Source organism: Cellvibrio sp. pealriver (assembly GCF_001183545.1).
Taxonomy (GTDB): domain Bacteria; phylum Pseudomonadota; class Gammaproteobacteria; order Pseudomonadales; family Cellvibrionaceae; genus Cellvibrio.
Genome location: NZ_KQ236688.1, coordinates 3,993,299 through 4,018,753, shown reverse-complemented (window position 1 = coordinate 4,018,753; position 25,455 = coordinate 3,993,299). Strand labels below are relative to the sequence as shown.

Sequence of the window (25,455 nt, the reverse complement as noted above, 5' to 3'; positions counted from 1 at the left end):
ATTTATGACACACCCTTATGAACAACTCACACCGGATCTGGTACTTGATGCAATCGAGAGAACCGGCCTGCTGAGTGATGCCCGCATCCTCGCACTCAATAGTTACGAAAACCGCGTGTATCAGGTGGGGATCGAAGGTGGCAGCCCGGTGATCGCCAAGTTTTATCGCCCCGGGCGCTGGAGCGATGCGCAGATCATCGAGGAACACCAATTCACTGCCGCATTGAAAGAGTTGGAAATTTCAGTCGTGCCGCCGCTGGCAGATGCAGCGGGCAACACCCTGCGTGAATACCAGGGCTTTCGCTTTGCGCTCTACCCTCGCCAGGGCGGCCATTCGCCTAATCTGGATGACTTTGATGCGCTGCTATCGCTCGGCCGCACCCTGGGGCGTATGCATGCCTTGGGGCAAGCGCGCGCGTTTGAGCATCGCCCGGCGTTGGATATCCAGACCTTTGGCCGCGACAGCTATGACTTTTTACTGGCCAATGACTTTATTCCGGCGAGCTTGCGCGAGTCTTACCGCACCCTGGGCGCAGATGTGCTGGCGCGCTGCGAAACCCTGTTCAAGCGCGTGGCTTACACGCCCATCCGCCTGCATGGCGATTGCCATCCGGGCAATATTTTGTGGCGCGATGACGTGCCGCACTTTGTGGATTTTGACGATGCGCGCATGGGTCCTGCAATCCAGGATTTATGGATGCTGCTCTCGGGCGAGCGGGAGCAACAAACCGCGCAGATGAGCGAAATTCTGGAGGGCTACCGCGAGTTCTGCGATTTTGATTTGGCCGAACTGGCGCTGATCGAAGCCCTGCGCAGCCTGCGTATCATGCATTACAGCGCCTGGCTTGCGCGGCGCTGGACTGACCCGGCCTTCCCCCATCACTTCCCCTGGTTCAATACCGAACGCTACTGGGGCGAACACATTCTGGAGTTGCGCGAGCAGTTGGCGATGCTTAACGAACCGCCGTTGGTCATTTATTGAGGCTCCGGCGGTGGAATTGTGTTGGAAATTCAGCAACAACACCCAATAATTGTCGTTAATGTGCAGTTTGATTTTGTTTGTCAGTATTTACCCCACGATTGACCCCACGTAAGGATCTGGCCATGAATGCCACTATTTCCGCCGCAACCTCCGCCACTGCCGTATCGCCAAGCGCCAACGTGGCTGATAGCTTGTGGGAGTCCATCCGTTTGCAAACCCGCAAGCAAGCGGAAACCGAGCCGGTACTGGCCAGTTTTCTTTATTCCACCATCCTTAATCACGACTCTCTGGAAGGCGCACTGAGCTTCCATCTGGCCAACAAGCTCGACAGCCCCGCCCTGCCCGCCATGCTGATCCGCGAAGTAATTGAAGAGGCGATGGAAAAAGACAGTTCGATCATTGAATCCGTGCGGGCCGACTTGATGGCCGTCAGCGAGCGCGATTCCGCCTGCTGCTCACTGGTCACACCTTTGCTGTACTTCAAAGGTTTCCACGCGCTGCAGGCTTATCGCGTCGCCCATTGGCTGTGGCAGCAGGGGCGCAATTCACTCGCACTGTTTTTACAAAACCGTATATCCGCTGTGTTTGCGGTAGACATCCACCCCGCCGCGCGGATTGGCAAAGGCATTATGTTCGACCACGCCACCGGCATAGTGATTGGTGAGACCGCCGTCGTAGAAGATATGGTATCGATCATGCAATCCGTCACCCTTGGCGGCACCGGCAAAGAAGCAGGCGACCGCCACCCGAAAGTCCGCAAAGGGGTATTGATTGGTGCCGGAGCAAAAATCCTCGGTAACATCACCGTAGGCGAATGCGCCAAAGTCGGTGCCGGTAGTGTCGTGTTAAAAGATGTGCCTGCGCGCGCAACCGTCGCGGGTGTTCCCGCGCAAATCATCTGCGAAACCGCCTGCAACCAACCCGCACGGGAGATGGATCATCTGATCCGCTAGTGCCCGTTTATTGATGCTTGTGCAGCTGGCATTTGTATCAGCAGATGCCAACTTGCTATCCAAAACGCCATTTCGCCCCAGAATAGTCATCCCGCACCAAAACAGATCAACATTTTGCCCATCCCCTTCTCATATCAAGCTGTAATGGCGGCGATTTGCCATTGGTCTGTTTTTTGCTCAATCACAACATACAAGAAGAAATCCCAGCTCGAGGAAACTGACAATGCAATACACTAAGCCGATGATTGATTTGGTGTACGAAATTCGTCGCCGCGTTGATGCAAACATGAAGCCCAGCGTAAAAATGGCCAATCCCGACGTTCTTAAAGAATTGGCTGATTACTACCAAACCACCAAGGACACGATCACCAAAACCCTGATCAAGGAACTGCTCGCTATGGCAGGAGATGAATGGCGACAATTATTAGAACCAACACCGGCGGCGGTTGAACCGCCTAAACAAGTCGTCAAGGTTTATCGCGGCCAAACCATTTTGGTAGAGGCACCGCAGCAGGATCAACAGCGCAGCGAATTATTGATCACCGATATGCCGCCAGAAAAACCCATGCGCATGTATCGCGGCCACAGGGTGATTGTCTAGCCAGCATGTCGTTAAAAAGCACAAACTTTTCTGGACGGCTGGAAAATTCGCATCCAGAATTAGAGCAAGCCTTGGGCTTATCCTTCCTCAGCGCACTTACCTAATAATCCAACACTGTTTGGCAGACTATGAACGCTTTTTGGTATCAGCATCGTTTTTTTTATTGCTGTACATTGCTAGCAACACTCCTGTGCAGCCCCATTTTTGCTGCAAACGATGCTGCAGACGATAGTGATGCCAAGCGCATTGCCAATATCGCTGTTTTGCCCGACATCCATAATGACTACACGCTCTTTTTGGGCAACCGAAATCCGATTGATGTCACCTACTACGGCGGCAATTACGCCCGCCGCGACGTGATCGAGCTGGTGCTACTCCAGCAAGCACTGGCGCTGGGCGGCTTCGCGCACTCGCTCAACTTTGTCGATGAAGAAAATTATTTCCGCAGTATCCGCAATGTGTTGGATGGCAAAACACTCACCATGAGTGGCACCATCTGGTATCAGGATTTACTGCCGCAAATCAATAAGCTGCACATTTCACCACCCATCGTAGAGGACGGACAATTTATTGTGGGTATCTACACCTCGCCCACCAATAAACGCGCGCTTTCCAGTACAAGCCTTGAGCAAATTAATAAGCTGCGCGTTGTCACCAGCCGCCAATGGAAACCCGATCTGACCACACTCGAAAAATTGGGTTTCACCAATATCATGTACACGCCTAATTGGGTCAACATGGCACGCATGATCAATGCCGGGCGCGTCGATATTACACTCTCCCCTTTTCACCAAAATCCGGCAAAAGAAATTCTGGTGGAAAATATCCGGCTAGTTCCGATTGAAGGTGTAAAAATTGCCATTAAAGGCAGCAGGCATTGGCCTGTGAGTAAACGCCATCCACTGGGTGACGAATTTTATCGTGCGCTGATAAAAGGAGTCGCAAAAATGCGTAAGGAAGGAACAATAGAGCGAGCTTATCGCGAGTGCGGTTTCTTCCACCCCGCATTAGAAGGGTGGAAGTTACTTAATCCCGAAACATCACCAGCATATTAACGAGTGATTATTTTTGCTGTTGTTTAAGTAAGTCGCGGATTTCAGTCAGCAACACTTCCTGGTTGGAAGGAGCTGCAGGTTCAGCTGGTTTTTCTTCTTCTTTTTTCTTCAGACGGTTAATGACTTTAATCATCATAAAAATCGCGAATGCGACTATGGTGAAATCCAGAATCGTCTGGATAAACTTACCGTACATGATTGGAACTGTACCTTTACCCTCAATAATTTCGGGCAGGATAATCGCCAGATCAGAAAAATCCACGCCGCCAATCAACCAGCCCAGCGGCGGCATAAAGACATCGCTCACCAACGAGCTGACCACCTTGCCAAAAGCCGCACCGATAATAATACCCACTGCCATATCCACTACATTGCCGCGCACAGCAAATTCTTTAAAGTCTTTAATAAAGCTCATATCTATTCCCCTTTTTTTCAGTTTAAAAACAGTTTTTATTGTCGCTAACGTTATAGCCCATCCTCACCCGGAAACCAAGCGCCTGCCATTAGTACGCAGCAGGTGAATCGATTCCCAGCGCATCCCAGATTTCATCCACGCGCTGCTTGATGCGCTCATCCATCACAATCGGCGTGCCCCACTCGCGGGTGGTTTCACCTGGCCATTTATTGGTTGCATCAAAACCGATCTTGGAACCAAGGCCGGAAACAGGCGATGCAAAATCCAGATAATCGATTGGCGTATTTTCTACCATCACGGTATCGCGCGCGGGATCCATGCGCGTCGTCATTGCCCAAATCACATCATTCCAATCGCGCGCATTCACATCATCATCAGTAACGATGACAAATTTGGTGTACATGAATTGCCGCAAAAAACTCCACACCCCCATCATTACGCGCTTGGCATGACCGGGATATTGCTTCTTCATGGTCACCACTGCCATGCGGTACGAACAACCTTCCGGTGGCAAATAAAAATCCACAATTTCCGGAAATTGTTTTTGCAAAATCGGCACAAACACTTCGTTTAATGCCACACCGAGAATTGCCGGCTCATCCGGCGGACGACCGGTATAAGTACTGTGATAAATCGGATCGCGCCGGTGGGTAATTCGCTCCACAGTGAATACCGGAAAATGATCCACCTCATTGTAATACCCCGTGTGGTCGCCAAAAGGCCCCTCGGGTGCCATATCATCCGGCGCAATAAAGCCTTCCAAAATAAATTCGGCCGATGCAGGCACTTGTAAATCATTGCCGATACATTTCACCACTTCCGTTTTATCGCCGCGCAATAAGCCCGCAAAACCGTATTCAGAAAGTGTATCGGGCACGGGCGTCACCGCACCGAGAATTGTTGCGGGGTCAGCACCCAACGCAACCGCAACCGGAAAAGGTTTGCCCGGATGTTGGATTTGGAATTCGCGAAAATCCAACGCGCCACCGCGATGCGAAAGCCAACGCATAATCAAACGGTTTTTCCCGATTTTTTGCATCCGGTAAATACCCAGATTTTGCCGTTCTTTGTGCGGGCCACGCGTCACCACCAATGGCCAGGTTACCAGCGGGCCAGCATCGCCCGGCCAACAGGTTTGAATGGGAATTTGATCGAGATCGACCGCATCACCTTCCAACACAATGTCCTGGCTCGGTGCCTTGCTCAATACTTTGGGAGCCATATTCAATACTTGTTTGAAGATGGGCAATTTTTCCCATGCGTCTTTAAAGCCTTTTGGTGGTTCCGGCTCTTTTAAAAACGCGAGCAGTTTTCCCACCTCGCGCAAAGCCCCCACTGATTCCTGCCCCATTCCCAACGCAACCCGCTCGGGGGTACCAAATAAATTCCCCAACACGGGAATCGAATAGCCTTTGGGATTTTCAAACAATAATGCGGGACCGCCTGCGCGCAAGGTGCGATCGCAGATTTCGGTCATTTCAAGATGAGGATCAACTTCTTGTTTGATGCGTTTTAACAAACCACGCGCTTCAAGCAGAGCAATAAAATCGCGGAGATCTTTATATTTCATGCGGTAGAAACTCACAGGGCGGAAAAACAAAAACGCCTTCCGCCGTTAGTAGAATTGGCGGAAGGCGTTTCACGTTCCGCCCTGCAAATATCTTCTTGGAGTATCGATTACTTACGTTTCATCGACTGGAAGAATTCGTCGTTGGTTTTGAAGTCTTTCAATTTGTCGAGCAAGAATTCAGTTGCGGGAACATCTTCCATATCGTTCAGCAAACGGCGCAAAATCCACGCGCGCTGCAACTCGTCTTCTTTCATCAATAAATCTTCACGGCGAGTACCGGAGCGGCGTACGTTGATAGCTGGGTAAATACGCTTTTCTGCAATCTTGCGATCAAGATGCAATTCAAGATTACCAGTACCTTTAAATTCTTCGTAAATAACCTCGTCCATTTTGGAGCCGGTATCTACCAATGCGGTTGCGATAATACTCAAGCTGCCGCCCTCTTCGATATTCCGTGCCGCACCAAAGAAACGCTTGGGGCGCTCAAGAGCATGTGCATCCACACCACCGGTCAACACTTTACCGGATGAAGGAATAACGGTGTTGTACGCACGCGCTAAACGAGTAATAGAATCGAGCAGAATCACCACATCTTTTTTGTGCTCAACCAAACGTTTGGCTTTTTCAATCACCATGTCAGCTACTTGCACGTGACGCGCTGGCGGCTCATCGAATGTCGATGCAACCACTTCACCACGAACAGAGCGCTGCATTTCAGTTACTTCTTCAGGGCGCTCGTCAATCAACAATACAATCAAATGACACTCAGGATTATTGCGCGTGATTGCCTGCGCAATATTTTGCATCATGATGGTTTTACCGGCTTTGGGTGGTGCCACAATCAAACCGCGCTGACCTTTACCAATCGGCGCAATTAAATCGATGATACGACCAGTAAGATCCTCGGTAGAACCATTACCTGCTTCAAGTGGCAGACGAATATTGGGGAACAACGGCGTGAGGTTTTCAAACAGGATTTTATTGCGGGAGTTTTCGGGTTTATCAAAGTTAATGTCGTTAACTTTCAGCAGGGCAAAATAGCGTTCGCCTTCTTTGGGCGGGCGAATTTTGCCGGAAATCGTATCGCCGGTACGCAAGTTGAAACGGCGAATCTGACTCGGCGATACATAAATATCATCAGGGCCAGCAAGATAGGAGCTGTCCGCTGAACGCAAAAATCCGAAGCCATCTACCAGAATTTCCAAGACTCCATCGCCGTAAATATCTTCTCCGCCTTTGGCGTGACGCTTGAGGATATTAAAAATAATGTCCTGTTTGCGCGAACGGGCGATATTTTCCAAACCCATTTCATGGGCAATATCAATTAATTCTTCGATGGGTTTCTTTTTCAGGTCGGTTAGATTCATAAGAAAGACTTTATGGATGGATGTGAGTTATTGCAGATAATTATCGGAGGCACGATGCCAGTTGTAGAAAAGGATTGCGATTGTCGCTGTTATTAAGCCGCTATAGTCCTATTTTATTGCCTGTTTTTAATTTTGAGTGGCTGATCTGGTTATCCAGAGGCCGAGGCAAGAACAACAGCAGGGAATTTAGGGTTTGTTCGTCTGGTTTTGGGAATCGGGAAGGTGATTCAGGAGGAACAAACATCAGATTGGGCTGAGTATAGCGGCAAAAATCACACAGTGCAAAAACAAATTAGGCCATCTTTCGATGGCCTAATGATCAATCAGATTGCGCCGTTAACGAACTCAACCAATTGTGGTTTGCTGACAGCACCGACTTTGGTGGCGTGAGCTGCGCCGTTTTTGAAGATGATCAGGGTAGGAATACCGCGCACATTAAATTTGGCTGCGGTTTCTTTATGATCATCAACGTTTAATTTGGTCACTTTTAATTTGCCAGCAAATTGCTCAGCCAAATCATCAAGGATAGGAGCAATCATCTTACAAGGACCACACCAGGGAGCCCAGAAATCCACCAGCACTGGCACATCTGCACCCAGTACTTCCTGTTCAAAACTGGCATCACTGATATGAACAATAGCATCGCTACTCATAGATAAACTCCAAACCTGACGGTTAATTGGTAATGGGGGGTGCCCCCTAAATTTGTTGAGGCCATGATAAGGATTGGCTTAGAAGCAGGCAAGGAGAAAAAACCAATCATTACAATAGGGGGACTCTATGCTGCCAGCGCAAACCTAAATAGATTAAGTGGCAGGCACCAACAGCTCTGCTGCTTCAAATGCAGCATACAAACTATCAAACGTGACGGGTTTGGAAAGGTAATAATTCATACCACAAGCAAACACCGCGTCGCGATGCTCCTGCAATGCATGGGCAGTAAGCGCAATGATCGGTATTGCAGGAAGCCCCTCGCGCCGCTCGTAGTCGCGGATAGTGCGTGTCGCTTCAAAGCCATCCATCTCCGGCATTTCGCAATCCATAAGAATGACGTGGAACCGCTCACTGGCGTTAGTGACTATGTCGCAAGCCTCCACTCCATTTTCCGCAAAAGCAGGCACTATATTGAGTTTACCTAACAAGCCTTTGATCACCATGCGATTAACCGGGTTATCTTCTGCGACCAGCACCCGCAACCGTGAAAATTTATCCAGATTCTGGATTTTGCGCGCAGGTATCGCCACGGGAATAGGCGCATGCCCAAGCAGCGCCACCAGCTCCTGATACAACACCCGCATTGAAACAGGTTTGCGCAACACAGCATGAATACCCAGCGTGCGTATTTGACTTTGATCGTGATAAATATCGCCGGCACTGAACATAAACAAGGGCAGCTCGCGCAACTCGGGAACGTCCCGCAACCATTTCGCCAGCTCAAATCCGTTGGCATCCGGCAAGGCATAATCAAAACCGACAAAATCGTAAGGTTCGCCCGAGTGCATCGCATGTTTCACTTGCGTCATCGCCGTTTTCGCAGAGGCGACCGCATCAACACCAACGCCCCAAGCCGCGCAGTGACGGACAATAAAATCAGTCAGATGAGTGTTCGCTTCAACGAACAATAATTTTTTACCAGCCAATACGCGCTCGTGCGCTTGCAATCTTGCCGCATTGGCGTCGTACACATTTTCCTGCTCCAACAGAGCAGTAAACCAAAAGGTAGAGCCGCCTCCTTTCTCACTATCTACACCAATTTTTCCGCCCATCAATTCCGCAAGGCTTTTACAGATAGCCAACCCCAATCCCGTGCCACCGTATTTGCGGGTGGTGGATGCATCTGCTTGATTAAATGAATCAAATAAACCTTCTGCACTTTGGGCATCAATACCGATACCACTGTCCTGCACACTGAAGCGCAATTCAATTTTTCCATCAGGCTGAGCACTTACCTGTGTTACCTGCAAGGATACAAAGCCCTCGCTGGTAAATTTGAACGCATTGCCCAGCAGGTTGATGATGATTTGCCGCAAGCGAGTAGGATCACCCTTAAACCATTTGGGGATGTCGGAATCGATGCCACCAAAAAGCTCTATATGGCGCTTATTTGCACTGGCACCGAATAATTGCACACAACTTTCAATCAGTTCTTCCAACTCAAACACGGTTTCTTCGAGGCGCATTTTCCCGGCTTCGATTTTGGAATAGTCGAGGATGTCATTAATGATGGTAAGCAGGGTTTCGCCCGAGCGGTGGATAACATCGATGTAGTGCTTTTGGTTGTCATCGAGCGGGGTATCGCGCAGCATTTCCAGCATGCCAATGACACCATTCATGGGCGTGCGTATCTCATGGCTCATAGTGGCAAGAAATTGGCTTTTTGCACGGCTTGCATCTTCTGCCGCATTTTTTTGGCGGCGGGTTTCGAGCTTCTCTTCTTTCTCTGTAAGCAATGCCATTTCAATTGCGTGGCGCTGCTCAATATCGTCAAGCAATGTTTCGCGCATGTGATTAATCGCATTAACCACATTGTCCAACTCATCAGAGCGGGAATTCACTTTCAGGCGTTTGAGTTTGAGCGGCTTGGTGAGCGTTTCCAGATTAAGGTTGCGCGCATAGTTGGCGATGGTTTTGATGTGGCTCGTCAGCAAGGTATGCACCAGCCATACGATAAAAAGCGCAATCACTAATGTCTTTGCACCTTGAACCAACGCGGTAAAAAACGCGCGCTCCCACAGCTTGTCGTAAATACTGGTAAGGCTGGCGGTAACCGTTAGCACCCCCAATTGTTGCTCCGGGGTGCTTGCGTCTTCATAAATCAGAGGGTAAGAGCGCACCAAAAATTGGCTGCGTTTATTTTCCAGTTCTTTTGCATCATAGGTGTTATTGCTGGCAACCAGAGTTTGCTCGGTATTGTTCCAGTCGTGCCACACCACTTTGACCTGCACAACATCTTCAACATCGAGTACGCTGTTGATCTGGATATTTAATTGCTCCTGATCAAACCCCCACAAACTTTTGGTGATGCTAGCCAAGGTACTGATCCGCACCTGATCAATACGCTTTTCCAATGCCGCGATGTCATCATTAAAATTGCCATGCAGCTGCAGCAAAATAGCGACCAATGTAACGATCGAACTACTGATAATGATCAACCCCAACAAGCGCGCAGCTATGGGATTTTCACGCATGTAATTTCTAATGCCGGGCATTTATACCAACCGCACAAGACAGAGAATATTGCTTTTGAGTGTAGCAGCTTTAAACCTTGCAAGGGCATTGCAAAGAACTGTAAAAAAAAAACGTGGCAGCCTGCTCGCCAAGCCGCTATTTTCACAGGCAGATGGTTTACAATGCGCGCCAATTCTTACCTCTGTGCGACCTTCTGTGGCACTGGCAAAACAAACCTGACTTTTTACTGTAATTAAGCCCAACAATCCGAAGCGGAGAGAGAGTGGATGAGCATGTTGTCTAACAACAAAAAGGCAAATAATCGATTGTTTGTTGGTGCGGGGATCATCACCCTCACGATGAGCTGCTTATTGGGTAGCGGCACCGCATATGCACAGCAACCCGCTGCAGTGCCGGCGGCGGCAACCGAAATCGCCCAGCCCGCTTTATTTGATGCTATTGCATCGCGAGCAAAACTGCTGGCCAAGCGCGAATACAAACCTATCCAGGCCAATATTCCGGAAGCACTGGCGAACATGGATTACGACCAGTACCGCTCGATTCGTTTCCGTCCGGAGGCATCGCTGTGGCACAACGAATCCTTGTTTGAGCTGCAGCTGTTCCATCCGGGATTTCTCTACCGTGAGCCAGTGACCCTGCATATGGCCACCGATGGCCCCGATGCTTTTGTGCAGTTCAAGCAAGAGTATTTCAATTACGATGGCCCCGCCGCTCCACTTGCCGGTGTAGCGCCCAACAATATCGGCTTTGCCGGTTTCCGCATCCACTACCCGCTCAATAGCAATGAATACAAAGACGAGTTTGTGGTATTCCAGGGCGCTTCTTACTTCCGCATGGTCGGCCCGGGTCTGGCATATGGTTTGTCGGCACGCGGTCTGGCGATTGATACCGCCGAGCCCAAAGGCGAAGAGTTCCCGGTGTTCCGCGAATTCTGGCTGGTAAAACCCGCGCCAACCGATACACGCATGGTGATGTATGCCCTGCTTGATAGCCCATCGATTACCGGTGCTTATCGCTTTGAAATCATTCCCGGCGCACCAACCGAGATGGCCGTGGAAGCACGTCTGTTTGCCCGCACCGATATTTTGAAAGTGGGTATAGCGCCGTTGACCAGTATGTATATGTGGGGCGAGAACCATACCCGCTTTGTGGATGACTTCCGCCCCGAAGTACACGACTCTGACGGCTTGTTGATGGCAGCATCCAACGGCGAATGGATTTGGCGTCCGATCAGCAACCATCGCCAATTACGCGTGTCCTCGATGATGGACGAAAACCCGCGCGGTTTTGGTTTGTTACAGCGCGACCGCGACTTTGACCATTACATGGACATGGAAGCACGCTACGAGAAACGCCCAAGCATGTGGATTATGCCCGAAGGTAATTGGGGCAAAGGCCGCGCCGAGCTAGTGGAAATCCCAAGCGACAGCGAAACCAATGACAACATCGTTGCCTATTGGGTGCCCGCAAAAGCCATGAAAGCGGGCAGCACTGCAACTTACAAATACCGCCTGCGCGCGATGGATGATCATGTCACTGAGAATACTGCCGCCAAAGTGATTCGCACCCGCATCGGCTGGGGCGCAAACCCGGGTCAAGCCAACCCACCGCCACCGAGCAAACGCAAATTCGTGATCGATTTCCGCGGCGGTGAATTAGACAACTTGTCTGCAGATGCACCTTTAGTGGCCGAAATGCAAAAATCCGCTGGCACGGTGAGCGAGCTGACAGTGCGCCAATTGCCCGATGGCCGCACCTGGCGCGCATCATTCAAGCTGGAACCTGAAGGCGATAAGGTTGCCGATATGCGCTTGTTCCTGAAGTTGCGCGACCAACGTTTAAGCGAAGTCTGGAGTTATGTCTGGTATCCGGACGCAATTTGATATGACCCACATGCCCACACCGCACCCCAAGGTCAGCCGCCCCGTGGCTGACCTTTCTTCAGCACCTGCAGATGCAATCCAAATTCCGGCCAAGTCTTTACGCCGTTGGATTTATGCATTTTTGAGCGTGCTGACCGCCGTAACCGGCGTGTACATCATGTTCGACATCCTGCGCGCCAATGACCTGACCGCGCTGGAAACCGTCATCCTGATTTTGTTCGGTATCAGTTTTACCTGGCTTAGCCTGGCGTTTTGGAGCGGACTGTTTGGGTTTGTATTGCAGATGCTGCGTATCGACCCTTTGAGCTTGAAATCCACCAAGGGCATGCTGGAAGACACATCACCGATTACCACCCGCACAGCCGTGGTAATGCCGGTATACAACGAGGATACTCACCGCGTTATCGCCGGTTTTGAAGCGACCCTGCGCTCGCTGGAAAAAACCGGTGAGATCGACAAATTCGATTTTTATCTGCTCAGCGATACCACCAACCTGACCATCGCCCAAGCCGAGCGCGATGCATGGCAATTGTTGCAGCAACGCCTGGGCGATCTGGGCAAGCAAACGTTTTATCGTCGCCGCGAGAAGAACATCGGGCGCAAAGTGGGCAACCTTGCCGAGTTCTGCCAGCGCTGGGGTGCCAACTATGAGCATATGATTGTGCTCGATGCAGACTCCATCATGACCGGCGACTGTCTGGTAAAAATGGTGCGCGCCATGCAGGCAAACCCACGCACCGGATTAATCCAAACCATCCCGATCCCCGTTCGCCAGACCACTTTCTTCGGCCGCTTTGTACAGTTCGCAGCGGTGCTCTATAGCCCCATGCTTGCCACCGGCCTTGCCTTTTGGCAGACCGATGCGGCCAACTATTGGGGGCACAACGCGATCATCCGCATGCGCGCTTTTATCGATCATTGCGGGCTACCTACCCTGCCCGGTAAAGCCCCTTTCGGTGGCGATATCCTCAGTCACGATTTTGTGGAAGCGGCGATGCTGCGCCGTGCCGGTTGGGATGTGTTTTTGCTCGCGGATTTGGACGGCAGTTACGAAGAAGTACCCTGCAATATTATCGATTACGCCAAGCGCGACCGCCGCTGGGTACAAGGCAATATCCAGCATCTGGGTATTGTCGATACCAAAGACCTGCACCCCATTAGTCGCTTGCATTTTTTGCTCGGCGCAATTGCTTACATCACTTCATTTATCTGGCTGCTGATGCTGGTGCTGAGCACTGCAGATGCCGTTGTGCGCGCCATCAATTCCAATGTGTATTTCACTGAGGTGTACCAGCTGTACCCCAATTGGCCAATCGCCAAAACAGAATTGATTATTGCGTTGATCCTGCTCACCACCATGCTGTTGATGGGGCCTAAATTTCTTGGTGTTGTGGTCGCGTTGGTTCATCGCCGCAAACAATTTGGCGGTGCGCGCGCGATCATCAAAGGCGCTTTCGTTGAAACCATTTTTGCAGTACTGATCGCGCCGATCATGATGGTCTACCACGCCTATTTTGTGATTTCAGTATTGCTTGGATTCAAAGTGAATTGGGATTCGCAAGATCGCGAAGGGCGTTTATTGCCCTGGGGTGAGTGTATTGCGCGCACCTCCAAGATGACCACGGCCGCGATTATCTGGGGCACCATGACCTACATCTACGCGCCGGTTTTTTTCTGGTGGCTGACACCGGTCATCACCGGCCTTGTGCTGGCATCGGCACTGGTGCGCTATTCAAGCAGCCTTGATTGGGGTCGCAGCACGCGCCAGCACAATATATTTTTAAGCCCAAGCGAGGCGATTGAAGACCCTGTGCTGGTTCATTTGGATGAGCTACTCGCAATTGAACATCCTACCCTGGAAGCTCCCGCGCCTATTCCGGCATTACCGGCCGATAACTGGACTGATATGCCACATCGCGAAATGGACGATTACCTTCATATCACCCGCTAATGCGGCAATTGGAATGTAACAATTGGATCGAAGCGATAAAAAAACGGGGCGCAACTTGCGCCCCGTTTTTTTATTGCCAAAAGCTGTTGCAACACTTAAGGCGTTGGCAACTGATCCAGATATTGGCGATGGTTTTTGGAGAATTCAAAATTGTTGAATTGATCCCAGTTGATTGACCAAGTCATCAACCCGCGCAAATTGCTCCATGCCGCCGCCGGTTGATAGGTTGTACAACCCTGCGCTTTGATCAGGCAGTTCATCGCCGATTGCACATCAGCCACGCTGGTGAAACCGCCACCGGCATTTACGTTTGCAGGCAAACCAATCAACACCTGATCCTGACGCAATGCAGGGAAAGTCAAATTAGTGCCCGCCACTTTAAAGCCAGTCAATAACATATCAATCATTGCGACATGGAAATCCGCGCCGCCCATGTAGTGATATTTATTGTCCGTACCCATGATCGCGCCGGAATTGTAGTTCTGCACCTGCAGCCAATCGAGCTTGTCACGCATTGCATAAATCACCGGTAAATACGCACCTGCACGGGTATCGCAACTTGAACAGGTGCCACCGTAGAAGCTGTAGCCCAATTGTACAAAGAAGGTTTCCGGAGCCATGGTCAGCACGAATTTATCACCATAGTGATTGGTCAAATCCTGCAATGCACCGATCAGGTTAACAATCACCGGTGTTGTTGGATTGCGGAAGTCATTGTCGCCCGAATTCAGGAACAACGAGTGACCTTCAAAATCCACATCGAGCCCGTCAAACCCGTATTCATCGATAATCGCTTTCATTGAGTTAACAAAGTTCGCGCGCGCAGCAGCAGTGGGTAATTGCACTTGGCCATTGGCACCACCAATACTGATGATGACTTTTTTGCCTGCCGCTTGTTTGGATTTGATCGCGGCTTTAAACGCGGCCATATTGAATGCAGGGTCCAGCACAAAACCTATCTCGCCCGGCGCACGACCTGTAGGCTCAGCAAAAGATACGTTAATCGCGTCGTAAGCATCCGATACCTGATCTAGCGGAATCACGCCTGAACCGTTATTAAAGTTATGCCAATAACCGGAAATAATGCGGTAACGGCTCGTGCCTACACTCGATACCGATGAACTCACGGATGAGCGCGATGAGCTTGCTACGGAGCTGGGCATCGCACTGGAAGACGACACAACACCGCAGCTGCGCACCAATTCCCACGCCATTTGCCAATGCGCACCTGTTCCTGGCGCATAGGCCCACTCAGCGGTTGAGCTACACCAACCGGCAACCGTGCAACGGTATTCATTGCCCGCATTCTTCACTAATTGCCCGACTGAGTACGCAGTACCCGCAACATATTGCGATGAGGCGCAATTGCCGCCAACCGATGAGCTGGACGGCGCAACTGAACTGGATGAACGGGAACTTGGAATACTCGAAGGCGCGGAGCTGGATCTTGCCGAGCTAGAGGGTACGATGCTCGAAGGCGCTGAAGACGAACGTACCGATGATGGCGCGCTGGAGCTTGCTCCATCGCATGTACCCAATAATGCCCACTCTTGCCACTGACTGGAGTAACTTGCGGGGCTGTGCCCCTGTGACCACCAGTTCGCCTTGTAGGCTTTACCGGCTTCTTGCACTTGGCTCCCACCACCATAGGCGGTGCTACTGTTCCACTGCGGGATACCCGCACAACTGATCGCATGGCTTTGGACAGATGCAGCGGCAAGGCATAAGCCCGCCACAGCGAATAATGACTGTTTCACTGGATGATTCCCTCTCTAGGTTCAAAAAAAGCTCAGAAAAAAAGTTCAGGCAAAAACGTCCATTGGAAATGCTTAACAAATCCCAAAGGCGTTAGGTTTTATTGAATATTTACTTTGCGACTACCAACGAATCGACGTTAATGACGACACGTTCGTTTGTTCTCTAGAGAAAATACATCCATTTTATTGTTATAAAATTTGTCGCCAATTCTGCCGGGAGATAGGGATTAAAAACGCCACCAACTCCTGATGACAACATTGTCATTTATATCACGCTCAAATTCTGTACACAATTGCGCAGCCATCGGGAGCGTTGCGGCAACAGGGAGATCACGCGACTTTTAACGATAATTGTGGCAGGATCGACACACTTTCAATCACTAGAATTGCTCTATCCGTCACCCACCTGCGCTGCATTCATGAAATCGTTACTGACACTACTGCTCACCATCATCTCTATCGCTTATCCGGTGCTGGTGTATTTTGGAATCCAGCACCTTAATCCAGCCACATTTGCGATCATTATTTTCGTTTTGGGGCTGGTTAAATTTTTGAGTGCAAACAATAAATCCGACAGCAGCCAAATCCTGCTGCTCGCTGCAGTGTCGGTTTACAGTGCCGGATTATTGCTAAGCAACAGCGAGCATTGGCTGAAGCTTTATCCTGTCATCATCAGTTGGTCCGTCGCCGCGCTGTTTGCGGTCAGCCTTCGTCACAAAGAAACTGTTATTGAACGCATGGCTCGCCTTGGTGGCGCAGTGATTACCCCCAAGGCAAAACACTACATTCGCGTCCTGACATTGGTGTGGGTTTTCTTACTCATCGGTAACGGCCTGATTGCGCTTTATCTTGCCTCGTTTGCCAGCATGAAAAGTTGGGCACTCTATACCGGGCTACTCTCTTATGTGTTTTTTGCGCTGTTTTTTGCGTGCGAATACGCCTATCGCCTGCACTACATCCGCAAACACAACGAGCAGAACTAAAACCGGGCAATTGGGTTAGACGGCAGGCTGGAGTATCATGTCGCCCAACCCAACAGGCTGCATTCACGCGATAAAAACCAATGACCGATGTAAATCTCCTTGCGCAACTGCGCGAACAATTCTCTTCTGCGCACTGGCCGCGCATGGAGAACATTAGCCGCGATCAAGATCAATGCGTCATCGATGTGTATATCGCCCATGATATGCATTGGCTGGAAGGGCATTTTCCGCAACAACCGGTTGTCGCAGGCGTTGTACAAACCCACTGGGCAGGTGAGCTCGCCAAAGCGCTATTTAATATTGGCGATGAATTTATCCGTATCGATAACCTGAAATTCCAGCAGGTCATTTTGCCCGGGCAGCATTTGCAATTAACACTGAGTTTCAGCAGTACAACGGTAAAATTTCGCTACAGCCAAAACGACACTCTTTTCTCTGAAGGTAAATTGGTTTTTCAAGGCCAAGCACCGGTAACGCAGTAATACATCATGAGTTATTGTTTATTAATTCCACATTACAACCATGAGCGCCAATTTATTGCGTTTTTACCGCAGTTAGTCGCGAGTGGATTACCGCTGGTCATTGTGGATGACGGCAGCAATCCCGATAGCCGCGCGCAAGTAGAAGCAGCGATTACGCATTACACCAACGTGCATTTTTTTGCGTTGCAACGCAACCGCGGCAAAGGTGCGGCAGTAAAAGCCGGTTTCACTTTTGCGCGCAATCTGGGTTTTACCCATGCCATTCAGATTGATGCCGACGGACAACACGACGTCGCCGATATTGAAAAGTTTGTGCAGTGTTCACAGCAACAACCTGATGCCATTATTTGTGGCAAACCCGTGTTTGATACATCAGCACCCAAAGCGCGCGTCTATGGCCGCAAAGTCACTGATTTTTGGGTCGCACTGGAAACTTTGTCACTGCGGATTAAAGACGGGCTGTGCGGCTTTCGTGTGTATCCACTCCACGCAGCTGAAGATGTACTCGACCGCCACTTCGTCGGCAATCGCATGGATTTTGATACCGAGCTATTGGTAAAAGCGGTGTGGAGCAATACCACATTGGTATTTCTCAATACCCATGTCATCTACCCCGAGCAAAGTGTGTCGCACTTTAATTACCTGCGCGATAACCTGTTGCTGATTAAATTACACAGCCGTTTAATGCTGGGCATGTTGATCCGCTTGCCGGTGCTACTATGGCAGCGTTTACGAGGTCAATAATGACAGAGTTGGACACCAGTACAGCACCAACAACTGCAGCCGAAAAACAAGCGCATTGGTCAACACTACAAGAGTCCGGCACTATTCGCGGCATTTTGTTCATGCTGTGGATACAACGCATTTTCGGACGAGGATTTTTTAACGCATTGTTGTACCCGATCATGGCGTATTTTTTTCTGGTTAACCGCCGTGCACGCTCTGCATCACTCGAATTTTTACGTACGCACGCAGAAAAATATCCCGATTATTGGCAAGGAAAAACACCCGGTTATCGCGATGTTTTTCGTCACATGTATTCATTTGGGCAATGCATCCTGGACAAACTCCTCGCTTGGAGTACGCCCATCAACGAGCAGGATTTTGAAATCGCCAACGAACCACTGCTCGCCGAATTTATGGCAAAAACCAATGGCCAATTAATTATTGGCTCCCACCTGGGCAATTTGGAATATTGCCGCGGCTTTGTGCAACGCTATAAAGCGCGCACGATCAATGCACTCGTTTACGATCAACACTCCGCCAATTTTGTCACCGCGATGCAAAAAATTAATCCGGAGTCGCGCATTCATATTTACCAAGTAAATGAACTGGATATTCCACTCATCCTGCAGTTGAAAACCAAAATCGATAATGGCGAATGGCTATTTATTGCCGGTGACCGGATTCCGCTCAGCGGGGAGGCGCGCACCGTCACGGTGGATTTTCTCGGCCGCCCCGCGCAATTACCTATCGGCCCTTATATGCTCGCCAAAGTATTGCAGTGCGAAGTGCAACTGATGTTTTCCTATCGCAGCGCGCACAAAATTGTTTTTGAATTGGTTCCCTTTGCGCAACAAGTGACGCTGCCACGCAAAGATGGCGGCGCACAATTGCAAGCTTACGCCCAGCAGTATGCCAACGCCTTGGAGCAACAAGCGGCACGTGCGCCACTGCAATGGTTTAATTTTTATCCCTATTGGGCGAGCAGCCGGTCTGCCGAGGAATCTGCCAGATGATTGATTCACGCATCTACGATTTAATACCGCATCGCGAGCCCATGCTGTTGATCAATCGTATTATTGAGTTGGCTGGCAATTTTTCCTGCGCAGAAATTACCGTTAGCGAACAGTCTTCTTTTTTTGTTGCGGGCAAAGGCGTACCCAGTTGGATTGGTGTGGAATACATGGGGCAAACCGCAGCATTGATTGCAGGCTATCAACTGCAGCAAGGTACAGTCGCGCCGCATTTGGGCTTGTTATTAGGGACTCGCAAATACGAGGCATTTGTTCCCTATTTTTGCGCAGGCGATGTATTGCAAGTGCGCTGTTCGGAAAGCGCCGTTGTCGGTGAAAGCCTGGCTAATTTTCAATGCGAGATCATTAACCTGCGCGATCAACGCTGTGTGGCACGCGCAAAATTATCAGTATTCCGCAAACCACTCAACGAGCACGAAAACCAATCGCAAGAAAAAGCGAACGAACAAGCAAAAGCACAACAGGAAATTCCACCAACAACAGGAGCAAGCGCGTGACAAAACGTGTCGCCATTACCGGAGCCGGTGCCATATCAGCATTGGGTCACGAGTGGAAAACCATTCGCGAAAATATTCTGCAATTAAAAAATCGTGTGCGTTACATGCACGAGTGGGATCAGTATCCGGAATTGCAAACCCGCCTTGCATCACCCGTGGATGATTTTGTAATACCCGCGCATTACACCATGAAAAAAAAGCGCGGCATGGGGCGAGTGGCACAGATGGCGGTTGTCGCCACCGAGCAAGCGTTGATTCACGCCGGATTATTTAAAGATCCGATTATCAGCAGCGATGAAACCGGCGTTGCTTACGGCTCTGCCACCGGCAGCAGTGATGCGGCGATGGAATTTTTTGGCTTGCTTGAGCACAAATCCATGGCCAAATTAAATGGCACAACCTATTTGCGCATGATGAGCCATTCCGCTGCGGTCAATATCAGCGTGCTGTTCGGCACCTGCGGGCGCATGTACACCACCAGCAGTGCCTGCACTGCCGGGAGCCAAGGCATTGGTTTTGCGTATGAGGCGATTCGCAGTGGCCAGCAAACCATTATGATCGCAGGCGGCGCAGAAGAACTTTGCCCGACACAAGCGGCGGTATTCGATACGGTTTACTCCGCCAGTTTAAAAAATGCGACGCCCGAATTATCGCCACGCGCATTCGATACCCAACGCGATGGCTTGGTATTGGGCGAAGGCGCTTGCACATTAATTCTGGAAGACTGGGATCACGCCGTTGCACGCGGCGCTAACATTCTTGCCGAAGTGGTTGGCTTTGCTACCAATTGCGATGGCAATCATTTAGTGCGCCCCAATCAAGCCACCATGGCAAAAGTCATGCAAAAAAGTTTGCAGGATGCGCAATTAAACGCTGAACAAATCCACTACATTTCCGGTCATGGCACCGCCACAGTCCACGGCGATATTGCAGAGTCATTGGCAACACAAGAGGTGATGGGCAGCCAGATTCCGTTTAGCAGTTTGAAAAGTTATATCGGCCACAGCCTTGGTGCCTGCGGTTCTTTGGAAGCCTGGCTGGGCATCGAAATGATGAATGAAAATTGGTTTTCGCCCAATTTAAATTTGGAAGAGCTGGATGAAAATTGCGGCTTACTGGATTACATCCGCAATGACGTGCGCGAATTAACCGCGCAATATTTTATGAGTAATAATTTTGCGTTTGGCGGGGTGAATACGTCGCTGATTTTTAAGCGGGTTTAACAGCAAATCCCCCTGCCCCCTTTTTCAAAGGGGGAGTTTGAATGTGCCAAATTTGAGATTGTTGGTTTTATTCCGGGCGAGCAGTTCATCTAGCGGAGTGTTTAAAATCTGGCGCAGACCAGTCTCCCCCTTTGTAAAAGGGGGCTGGGGGATTCAACACATTCCCCCATTCACACTAATCACTTGCCGCGTTATATAGCCCGCCGCATCGGACACTAAAAAGCTCACGGTCGCCGCAACATCGTCCACTTTACCGAAGCGCTGCATGGGAATTAATTTCATGGCTTCGTCGTGATAAATGCCTTCGATCATATCGGTTTCAATCACGCCGGGCGCTACGCAGTTGACGGTGATATTGCGCTTGGCCAATTCAATTGCCAGCGCTTTAGTGGCACCGATAATGCCCGCTTTTGCCGCGCTGTAATTGGTTTGGCCGCGATTGCCAATCACACCAGAAACGGATGATAGCGTCACAATACGACCACCCTTGCGCAAGCGGATCATCGGCATAACAAGTGGATAGAGCACGTTGTAAAACGCATCTAAATTGGTGTGAATGACTGAATCCCACTGTTCGCCCGTAATCGCAGGAAAAGCATTGTCTGCCGCGATGCCCGCGTTGCACACCACAGCATAAAACGCACCATTGGCCTCAACATCAGCCAATAATACCTCGCTCACTTTTTCGCGCTCGCACACATCAAATTGAATCAAACTGGCGCTGCCGCCATTGGCAATAATTTCAGCAGCAACCGCTTCTGCTTCAGTTTTTCCGGAGCGATAGTGAACACAGACATCGAATCCATCGGCACCGAGTTTTAATGCGCAGGCTTTGCCAATTCCACGGCTGGCACCGGTCACCAATACACGTTTTTTGCTCATAGTTGTTTACCCGTATTTGTTTGCTCACAGTCTTTGCTAATTGCTATTTACTCACAATTGTCTACACAAATATCACACTAATGATTTTTCCAGCGACGGCTGGCCAGAAGTAATGCACCCAATAGATTAAAGCTGCTGCCAATAAATAAGGCCAAACCAAAGGCGCTCACCGCAGGCAAAATACTCAAGCCCAACAAACCGAAAGATAAAAGATTGGTGGTGGATGAAATCGCCACGGCAGATAAGGTTTCTACCGAATTCTCGCTCATCTCGGCAATAAAGATGACGTAATCCATACCCAAGCCGACCACCAAAAATAATGCCATAACATGAAACAATGTCAGCGGCACATTAAATAAGGCCAACAACACAAAGCTGGCTGAAATAGCAAAGGCAGGCACCGCCATCAGCTGCAATACTGTTCGCCAGGGGTAGCGAATAAGCAATAGCGCAGCCATCAACGCCAAGGCCAGCAGCAGCAATTTCATTGAAGATTGGCGCAGGTTTTTCATACCCATTTCTGCGTCTTGCATCGCACTAAAAAAACGAACGCCGGAAATTGCTGCAACCTGCTCGGCCACTTTATGTAGATCCATTGACTTGGGCAGCATTAAAAAGGCATCCACACCTTTATCACTTTCAATCCACAATGGCGGTAATAAAAATGCGCCTTCGGTAAAAAATTCCGCCGGGTTCAACGCATTATTCTGTTGCGCGCGATACGCCTCAGCCAAGGCTTGCGCGGAAATTTCTGTGAGTCCTTGCTGCTGGATAAATGTTGCAGCGAGGCCATCTGCACCATAAATACGTTGATTAAGCTGATAGTTCGTTTGCTGTTGGGCGGGTGATGGAAAAAAATGATGAACGCCAAGCAGCGGTAGCAATGCTTCATTTTCTTGTGCCGAATTTTCTACAGCGGCTTGCACCAGCGCGATGCGATCATACACTTGCTGCGCATTTTCACCGTGAACCAGAATAAAACTCGCAGGCTCATGGCTCGCAACCCATTCGCTGACTTGTTTTTCTTGCTCAATCAATTGTGGATTGGCGGCAAAAAAACTGCGCGGGTTATCGCTAACTGGAAAGTCAAACCGGTTCACCCAAAAGCTCGCGCCCAGCACCATTAACATAGCCACAATGACATGCACTGCGCGTAATTTGCCAAACAAACGCAGTACACCCAACACCGCTTTTTGCAAACCGGCATCGTAAACTTTTACGTTTTTAGTGAGGAAATGGCCGAGGGAAATCACCACCAACCAAGCGTAAACCAAACCCAAGGCCGCGAACACGGCCACCTGTTGCAGCGCCGCTAACCCCGACCAAGCCAGTGCACTAAAACCGATTACGCTGGACAACAAACTCAGCATAAGCGCGCGGTAGAGCGGCAAACGATTTTCGCCCTGCGGGTGATGTGCCTGAAAATAAAAATAGTGCAACGCATAATCCACCACCACGCCGATCAAGCTCGACCCAAACACCAGCGTTAATACATGGATTGAACCCAACCAGTAATGGCAAATACTAAACGCAAACGCCAAACCCAAGCCGATTGATAACGCAGGCAATACCAACGCACGCGGCCCGCGAAAAATCCATAAGGCTAATAACAACACACCAATGGTAGAACCGGTGCTGATGGTTTCAATATCCGCCCGCGCTGACTGGGCCGAATCGGCGGCAAAAAATAAAATGCCGGATTCCACTATTTCAACATCGGGATATTCTGCTTTAAATTGCGCGGTAATTTTTTCAAGTTCCGCTAGCGCCAGATCCTGCTGTTTCATTTCCATCGCATCGCTAGCCAAGCGCAATTGATGGGGCGCAATAAAGATGTCTTTCCCTGCGCGTGTTACCGCTTGGATTTCGTCACTGTTATTTACGCCAATGCGATCTAATAATCTCACTGCGTATTCATTCGCGAACCCCAGTGGATCGCGAACCACTGGAACCAAACGCAGCATGCCGCCAGTGCCGTAGAGATTGTTTTCTCCCAATTTCAATACCGCAGCATCCTCACCTTGGGCGAGCACCGTTTGCGCCTGCGGCCCCAGAATATGAAATGAATGCTGCTGCAACTGCGCCGCATAGGCATCAAGCAATGCGGTGTGATCAACGTAACGAATGACCTGCGCTTCTTGTTCGATTAATTCACGCAAATAATCGCTGGCATCGGTGAGCGAATCTTCATCCTCATGCACCAGCACCAGCATAAATTGCTGTGCGGCATCGGCGGACATTTTATTGAGCGCTTGGTTTACCGAAGCATCGACAGAGAATGAAGGCGAAAGACTGCGCAGGTTGGTATCGATTTGCAAACCGGTACGGCTTATCGACCAAAAACAGACAAGGGATACCAACGTAAGGATCAGGAGGGCGACGCTGCACCAGCGACGATAAACATGCTGCGTCATAAAGCCTTCACTCAACTAAAGCTGTGATTGAAATAGAACTGATTATCGAAATAAATGTTGGCAAGCAACAGCAAACGAAGGTGCGGCCTCTGGGGCTAATTGCTGGCACTGTTCAAAGGATGCACTCGCCAATGGCTGCAATTGGTACACCTTGATTGCAGTAAATTCTTCGCCCTGATGCTGCATATAAATACTCACCGCCCCGTCAGTGCGCGTGATGTCAATTGAACGCAGGAATTTTTCCATACGCTTATTGCGCGGTGTCAGGCGAACACCAGTATCGGTCTGCGCAACTGAAAAGGTTTTTTCAATATAGCGATGGTCGCCGCCGATCAAATGATTGAGCATTTTGCCCAAGTGTTTTTGTACCGCACCGGAAATTTTTTTCGGCGCGCCAGCAGCGGGAATTAATTGAGTGCTGCCTTGCAGTTCATACACCAGGGTTTCATTTAACGGCGCACTGGCGTACCACAACAATCCTTTTTCGCAGGCAAACACAAAACTGCCACTGGTTTCCAGTTGCTTACTAATGCCTGCGATGGATTTCTGCTGCTGATAAAGCCCGGTCTGGTTACAGGTTTCCGGCAGGTAGGCATCGAGCAGGTTTGTATTGCCATTTGCATAAACCACAGCAGCGCAAAAGACTGACACACCAAGCATCAGCATTGTTATGGTTTTTAGCAATTGCGTTTGGTTTATCAACATGGGTGCATTTTCTTTAGGCTAACTCGTTATTCTAAAAACCGCTTTACGCGTTATTTAAAAGTTGCGTTATTTGAGAGCTGCGTTATTTAAGAGTTGCTTTACTTTATCGATCAATACATCAGGGCTGCCGATACGCAGCAACTTGGTGTGCGCGTCTACCGCTGCTTGTACCGTGTGGGCTTTACTCAATACTGCATGAGTGAGCGCATCGCGGATAACGTAATGAATTTTTAAGCGATATTCCCACTCCACCAAACTCGCCGTCACTATCACCTGCTGTTCAAACACCAATGGCTGAATGTATTTTATTTGCATATCCACAATCGGAAACATAAAGCCCGATGTTTTCATATCGGTGTAGTTGTAACCGAGTTTATCGAGCAAATTACAGCGCGCCACTTCCAGATATTTGCAGTAGTGGCCGTGCCACACAATGTTCATGGAATCCACATCAAAAAACGGCACAGTGATGGCGGTATCCACACTGAGCAGTGCCTTGGGTTCGCGGCGGCGCTGCATTAGTTGGCTGCCTGATCCTGATGTAAAAACGCGAGAATCGCTTCAATCAAATCACCAATGGTTTTGACTTGGTGAAAGTTCTCCAAGGTGATTTTTTTGGCGGTGATGGATTTTAATTCGATCATTAAATTCACGGCATCGATGCTATCGATATCCAGATCTTCGCGCAGGCGCGACTCCAGGGTGATGGAGTCTGGCTCCACATCAAATTGTTCCTGGAGTATCGCGGCGATACGGGTTAACAGACTTTCGCGGGTATGGATCATAGAA

At 49.8% G+C, this 25,455-nt stretch carries 23 protein-coding genes; 12 read left to right on the top strand and 11 right to left on the bottom strand.

What is annotated here, in order from left to right:
- Nucleotides 1–4 precede the first annotated feature (4 nt).
- The 4 genes from VC28_RS17405 to VC28_RS17390 all read left to right on the top strand — a co-directional run bounded on the left by VC28_RS17405 (nucleotide 5) and on the right by VC28_RS17390 (nucleotide 3,591).
- Nucleotides 5–982, top strand: a complete 978-nt coding sequence (locus VC28_RS17405) for a serine/threonine protein kinase (protein ID WP_049631761.1) — start codon at nucleotides 5–7, stop codon at nucleotides 980–982.
- A gap of 122 nt (nucleotides 983–1,104) precedes the next feature.
- On the top strand, nucleotides 1,105–1,935 hold the full coding sequence (cysE, locus tag VC28_RS17400) for a serine O-acetyltransferase (protein ID WP_049631760.1): 831 nt from the start codon (nucleotides 1,105–1,107) through the stop codon (nucleotides 1,933–1,935).
- Nucleotides 1,936–2,158: 223 nt separating this feature from the next.
- Entirely contained in the window at nucleotides 2,159–2,536 is a 378-nt protein-coding gene (locus VC28_RS17395; RefSeq protein ID WP_049631759.1) for a hypothetical protein, read from the top strand.
- A gap of 128 nt (nucleotides 2,537–2,664) precedes the next feature.
- Entirely contained in the window at nucleotides 2,665–3,591 is a 927-nt protein-coding gene (locus VC28_RS17390) for a type 2 periplasmic-binding domain-containing protein (RefSeq protein WP_049631758.1), read from the top strand.
- Nucleotides 3,592–3,598: 7 nt separating this feature from the next.
- Here the strand turns inward: VC28_RS17390 and mscL are convergent, their stop codons facing one another.
- The 5 genes from mscL to VC28_RS17365 all read right to left on the bottom strand — a co-directional run bounded on the left by mscL (nucleotide 3,599) and on the right by VC28_RS17365 (nucleotide 10,152).
- Nucleotides 3,599–4,006: a large-conductance mechanosensitive channel protein MscL gene (gene mscL / locus VC28_RS17385; protein WP_049631757.1), complete on the bottom strand. Its 408-nt coding sequence runs from the start codon at nucleotides 4,004–4,006 to the stop codon at nucleotides 3,599–3,601.
- An 88-nt stretch (nucleotides 4,007–4,094) separates the two neighbouring features.
- Entirely contained in the window at nucleotides 4,095–5,576 is a 1,482-nt protein-coding gene (gene ubiD / locus VC28_RS17380; RefSeq protein WP_049631756.1) for a 4-hydroxy-3-polyprenylbenzoate decarboxylase, read from the bottom strand.
- A 107-nt stretch (nucleotides 5,577–5,683) separates the two neighbouring features.
- Nucleotides 5,684–6,943, bottom strand: a complete 1,260-nt coding sequence (gene rho, locus VC28_RS17375; RefSeq protein ID WP_049631755.1) for a transcription termination factor Rho — start codon at nucleotides 6,941–6,943, stop codon at nucleotides 5,684–5,686.
- A gap of 323 nt (nucleotides 6,944–7,266) precedes the next feature.
- Nucleotides 7,267–7,596 carry a thioredoxin TrxA gene (trxA, locus tag VC28_RS17370; RefSeq protein ID WP_049631754.1) on the bottom strand — a complete coding sequence of 110 codons (330 nt, stop codon included), beginning with the start codon at nucleotides 7,594–7,596 and terminating at the stop codon, nucleotides 7,267–7,269.
- 153 nt (nucleotides 7,597–7,749) lie between these two features.
- The gene (locus tag VC28_RS17365) at nucleotides 7,750–10,152 is read right to left on the bottom strand and encodes a response regulator (protein ID WP_049631753.1); all 2,403 of its coding nucleotides are present in this window, start codon (nucleotides 10,150–10,152) and stop codon (nucleotides 7,750–7,752) included.
- Between the two features lie 246 nt (nucleotides 10,153–10,398).
- On the opposite strand from VC28_RS17365, the gene VC28_RS17360 reads away from it, so the two are divergent.
- Together VC28_RS17360 and mdoH are read left to right on the top strand one after the other, a co-directional pair.
- Nucleotides 10,399–12,015: an OpgD/OpgG family glucan biosynthesis protein gene (locus tag VC28_RS17360; protein ID WP_053094226.1), complete on the top strand. Its 1,617-nt coding sequence runs from the start codon at nucleotides 10,399–10,401 to the stop codon at nucleotides 12,013–12,015.
- Entirely contained in the window at nucleotides 11,990–13,966 is a 1,977-nt protein-coding gene (mdoH, locus tag VC28_RS17355) for a glucans biosynthesis glucosyltransferase MdoH (protein ID WP_082191603.1), read from the top strand. The genes VC28_RS17360 and mdoH overlap by 26 nt, the downstream gene beginning before the upstream one ends.
- Before the next feature lie 95 nt (nucleotides 13,967–14,061).
- On the opposite strand, the gene VC28_RS17350 is transcribed toward mdoH, so the two are convergent.
- The gene (locus VC28_RS17350; protein WP_049631752.1) at nucleotides 14,062–15,723 is read right to left on the bottom strand and encodes a glycosyl hydrolase family 18 protein; all 1,662 of its coding nucleotides are present in this window, start codon (nucleotides 15,721–15,723) and stop codon (nucleotides 14,062–14,064) included.
- Between the two features lie 419 nt (nucleotides 15,724–16,142).
- Here VC28_RS17350 and VC28_RS17345 point away from each other — a divergent pair, with 419 nt between their 5' ends.
- From VC28_RS17345 to VC28_RS17320, 6 genes are all read left to right on the top strand, one after another.
- On the top strand, nucleotides 16,143–16,706 hold the full coding sequence (locus tag VC28_RS17345; RefSeq protein ID WP_049631751.1) for a COG4648 family protein: 564 nt from the start codon (nucleotides 16,143–16,145) through the stop codon (nucleotides 16,704–16,706).
- Between the two features lie 80 nt (nucleotides 16,707–16,786).
- A complete protein-coding gene (locus VC28_RS17340; RefSeq protein WP_049631750.1) occupies nucleotides 16,787–17,188 on the top strand; it encodes an ApeI family dehydratase in 402 nt (133 codons plus the stop codon).
- A gap of 6 nt (nucleotides 17,189–17,194) precedes the next feature.
- Nucleotides 17,195–17,932 carry a glycosyltransferase family 2 protein gene (locus VC28_RS17335; protein ID WP_049631749.1) on the top strand — a complete coding sequence of 246 codons (738 nt, stop codon included), beginning with the start codon at nucleotides 17,195–17,197 and terminating at the stop codon, nucleotides 17,930–17,932.
- The gene (locus VC28_RS17330; protein ID WP_049631748.1) at nucleotides 17,932–18,927 is read left to right on the top strand and encodes an LpxL/LpxP family acyltransferase; all 996 of its coding nucleotides are present in this window, start codon (nucleotides 17,932–17,934) and stop codon (nucleotides 18,925–18,927) included. The genes VC28_RS17335 and VC28_RS17330 overlap by 1 nt, the downstream gene beginning before the upstream one ends.
- Complete coding sequence (locus VC28_RS17325) at nucleotides 18,924–19,442, top strand: hotdog family protein (protein WP_049631747.1); 519 nt, start codon at nucleotides 18,924–18,926, stop codon at nucleotides 19,440–19,442. Before VC28_RS17330 ends, VC28_RS17325 begins: the two co-directional genes overlap by 4 nt.
- Nucleotides 19,439–20,665, top strand: coding sequence for a beta-ketoacyl-ACP synthase (locus VC28_RS17320; RefSeq protein ID WP_049631746.1), 1,227 nt, complete (start codon nucleotides 19,439–19,441; stop codon nucleotides 20,663–20,665). Before VC28_RS17325 ends, VC28_RS17320 begins: the two co-directional genes overlap by 4 nt.
- A 153-nt stretch (nucleotides 20,666–20,818) precedes the next feature.
- Here VC28_RS17320 and VC28_RS17315 read toward each other — a convergent pair whose 3' ends face one another.
- The 5 genes from VC28_RS17315 to VC28_RS17295 all read right to left on the bottom strand — a co-directional run bounded on the left by VC28_RS17315 (nucleotide 20,819) and on the right by VC28_RS17295 (nucleotide 25,451).
- Complete coding sequence (locus VC28_RS17315) at nucleotides 20,819–21,547, bottom strand: 3-ketoacyl-ACP reductase FabG2 (RefSeq protein WP_049631745.1); 729 nt, start codon at nucleotides 21,545–21,547, stop codon at nucleotides 20,819–20,821.
- A 77-nt stretch (nucleotides 21,548–21,624) separates the two neighbouring features.
- Nucleotides 21,625–23,961 (bottom strand): MMPL family transporter, encoded by a 2,337-nt coding sequence (locus VC28_RS17310; RefSeq protein ID WP_049631744.1) that lies wholly within the window; start codon nucleotides 23,959–23,961, stop codon nucleotides 21,625–21,627.
- 42 nt (nucleotides 23,962–24,003) lie between these two features.
- Entirely contained in the window at nucleotides 24,004–24,666 is a 663-nt protein-coding gene (locus VC28_RS17305; RefSeq protein ID WP_049631743.1) for a hypothetical protein, read from the bottom strand.
- Between the two features lie 66 nt (nucleotides 24,667–24,732).
- On the bottom strand, nucleotides 24,733–25,185 hold the full coding sequence (locus tag VC28_RS17300; protein ID WP_049631742.1) for an acyl-CoA thioesterase: 453 nt from the start codon (nucleotides 25,183–25,185) through the stop codon (nucleotides 24,733–24,735).
- Nucleotides 25,185–25,451, bottom strand: a complete 267-nt coding sequence (locus VC28_RS17295) for an acyl carrier protein (protein WP_049631741.1) — start codon at nucleotides 25,449–25,451, stop codon at nucleotides 25,185–25,187. The genes VC28_RS17300 and VC28_RS17295 overlap by 1 nt, the downstream gene beginning before the upstream one ends.
- Nucleotides 25,452–25,455: the final 4 nt, after the last annotated feature.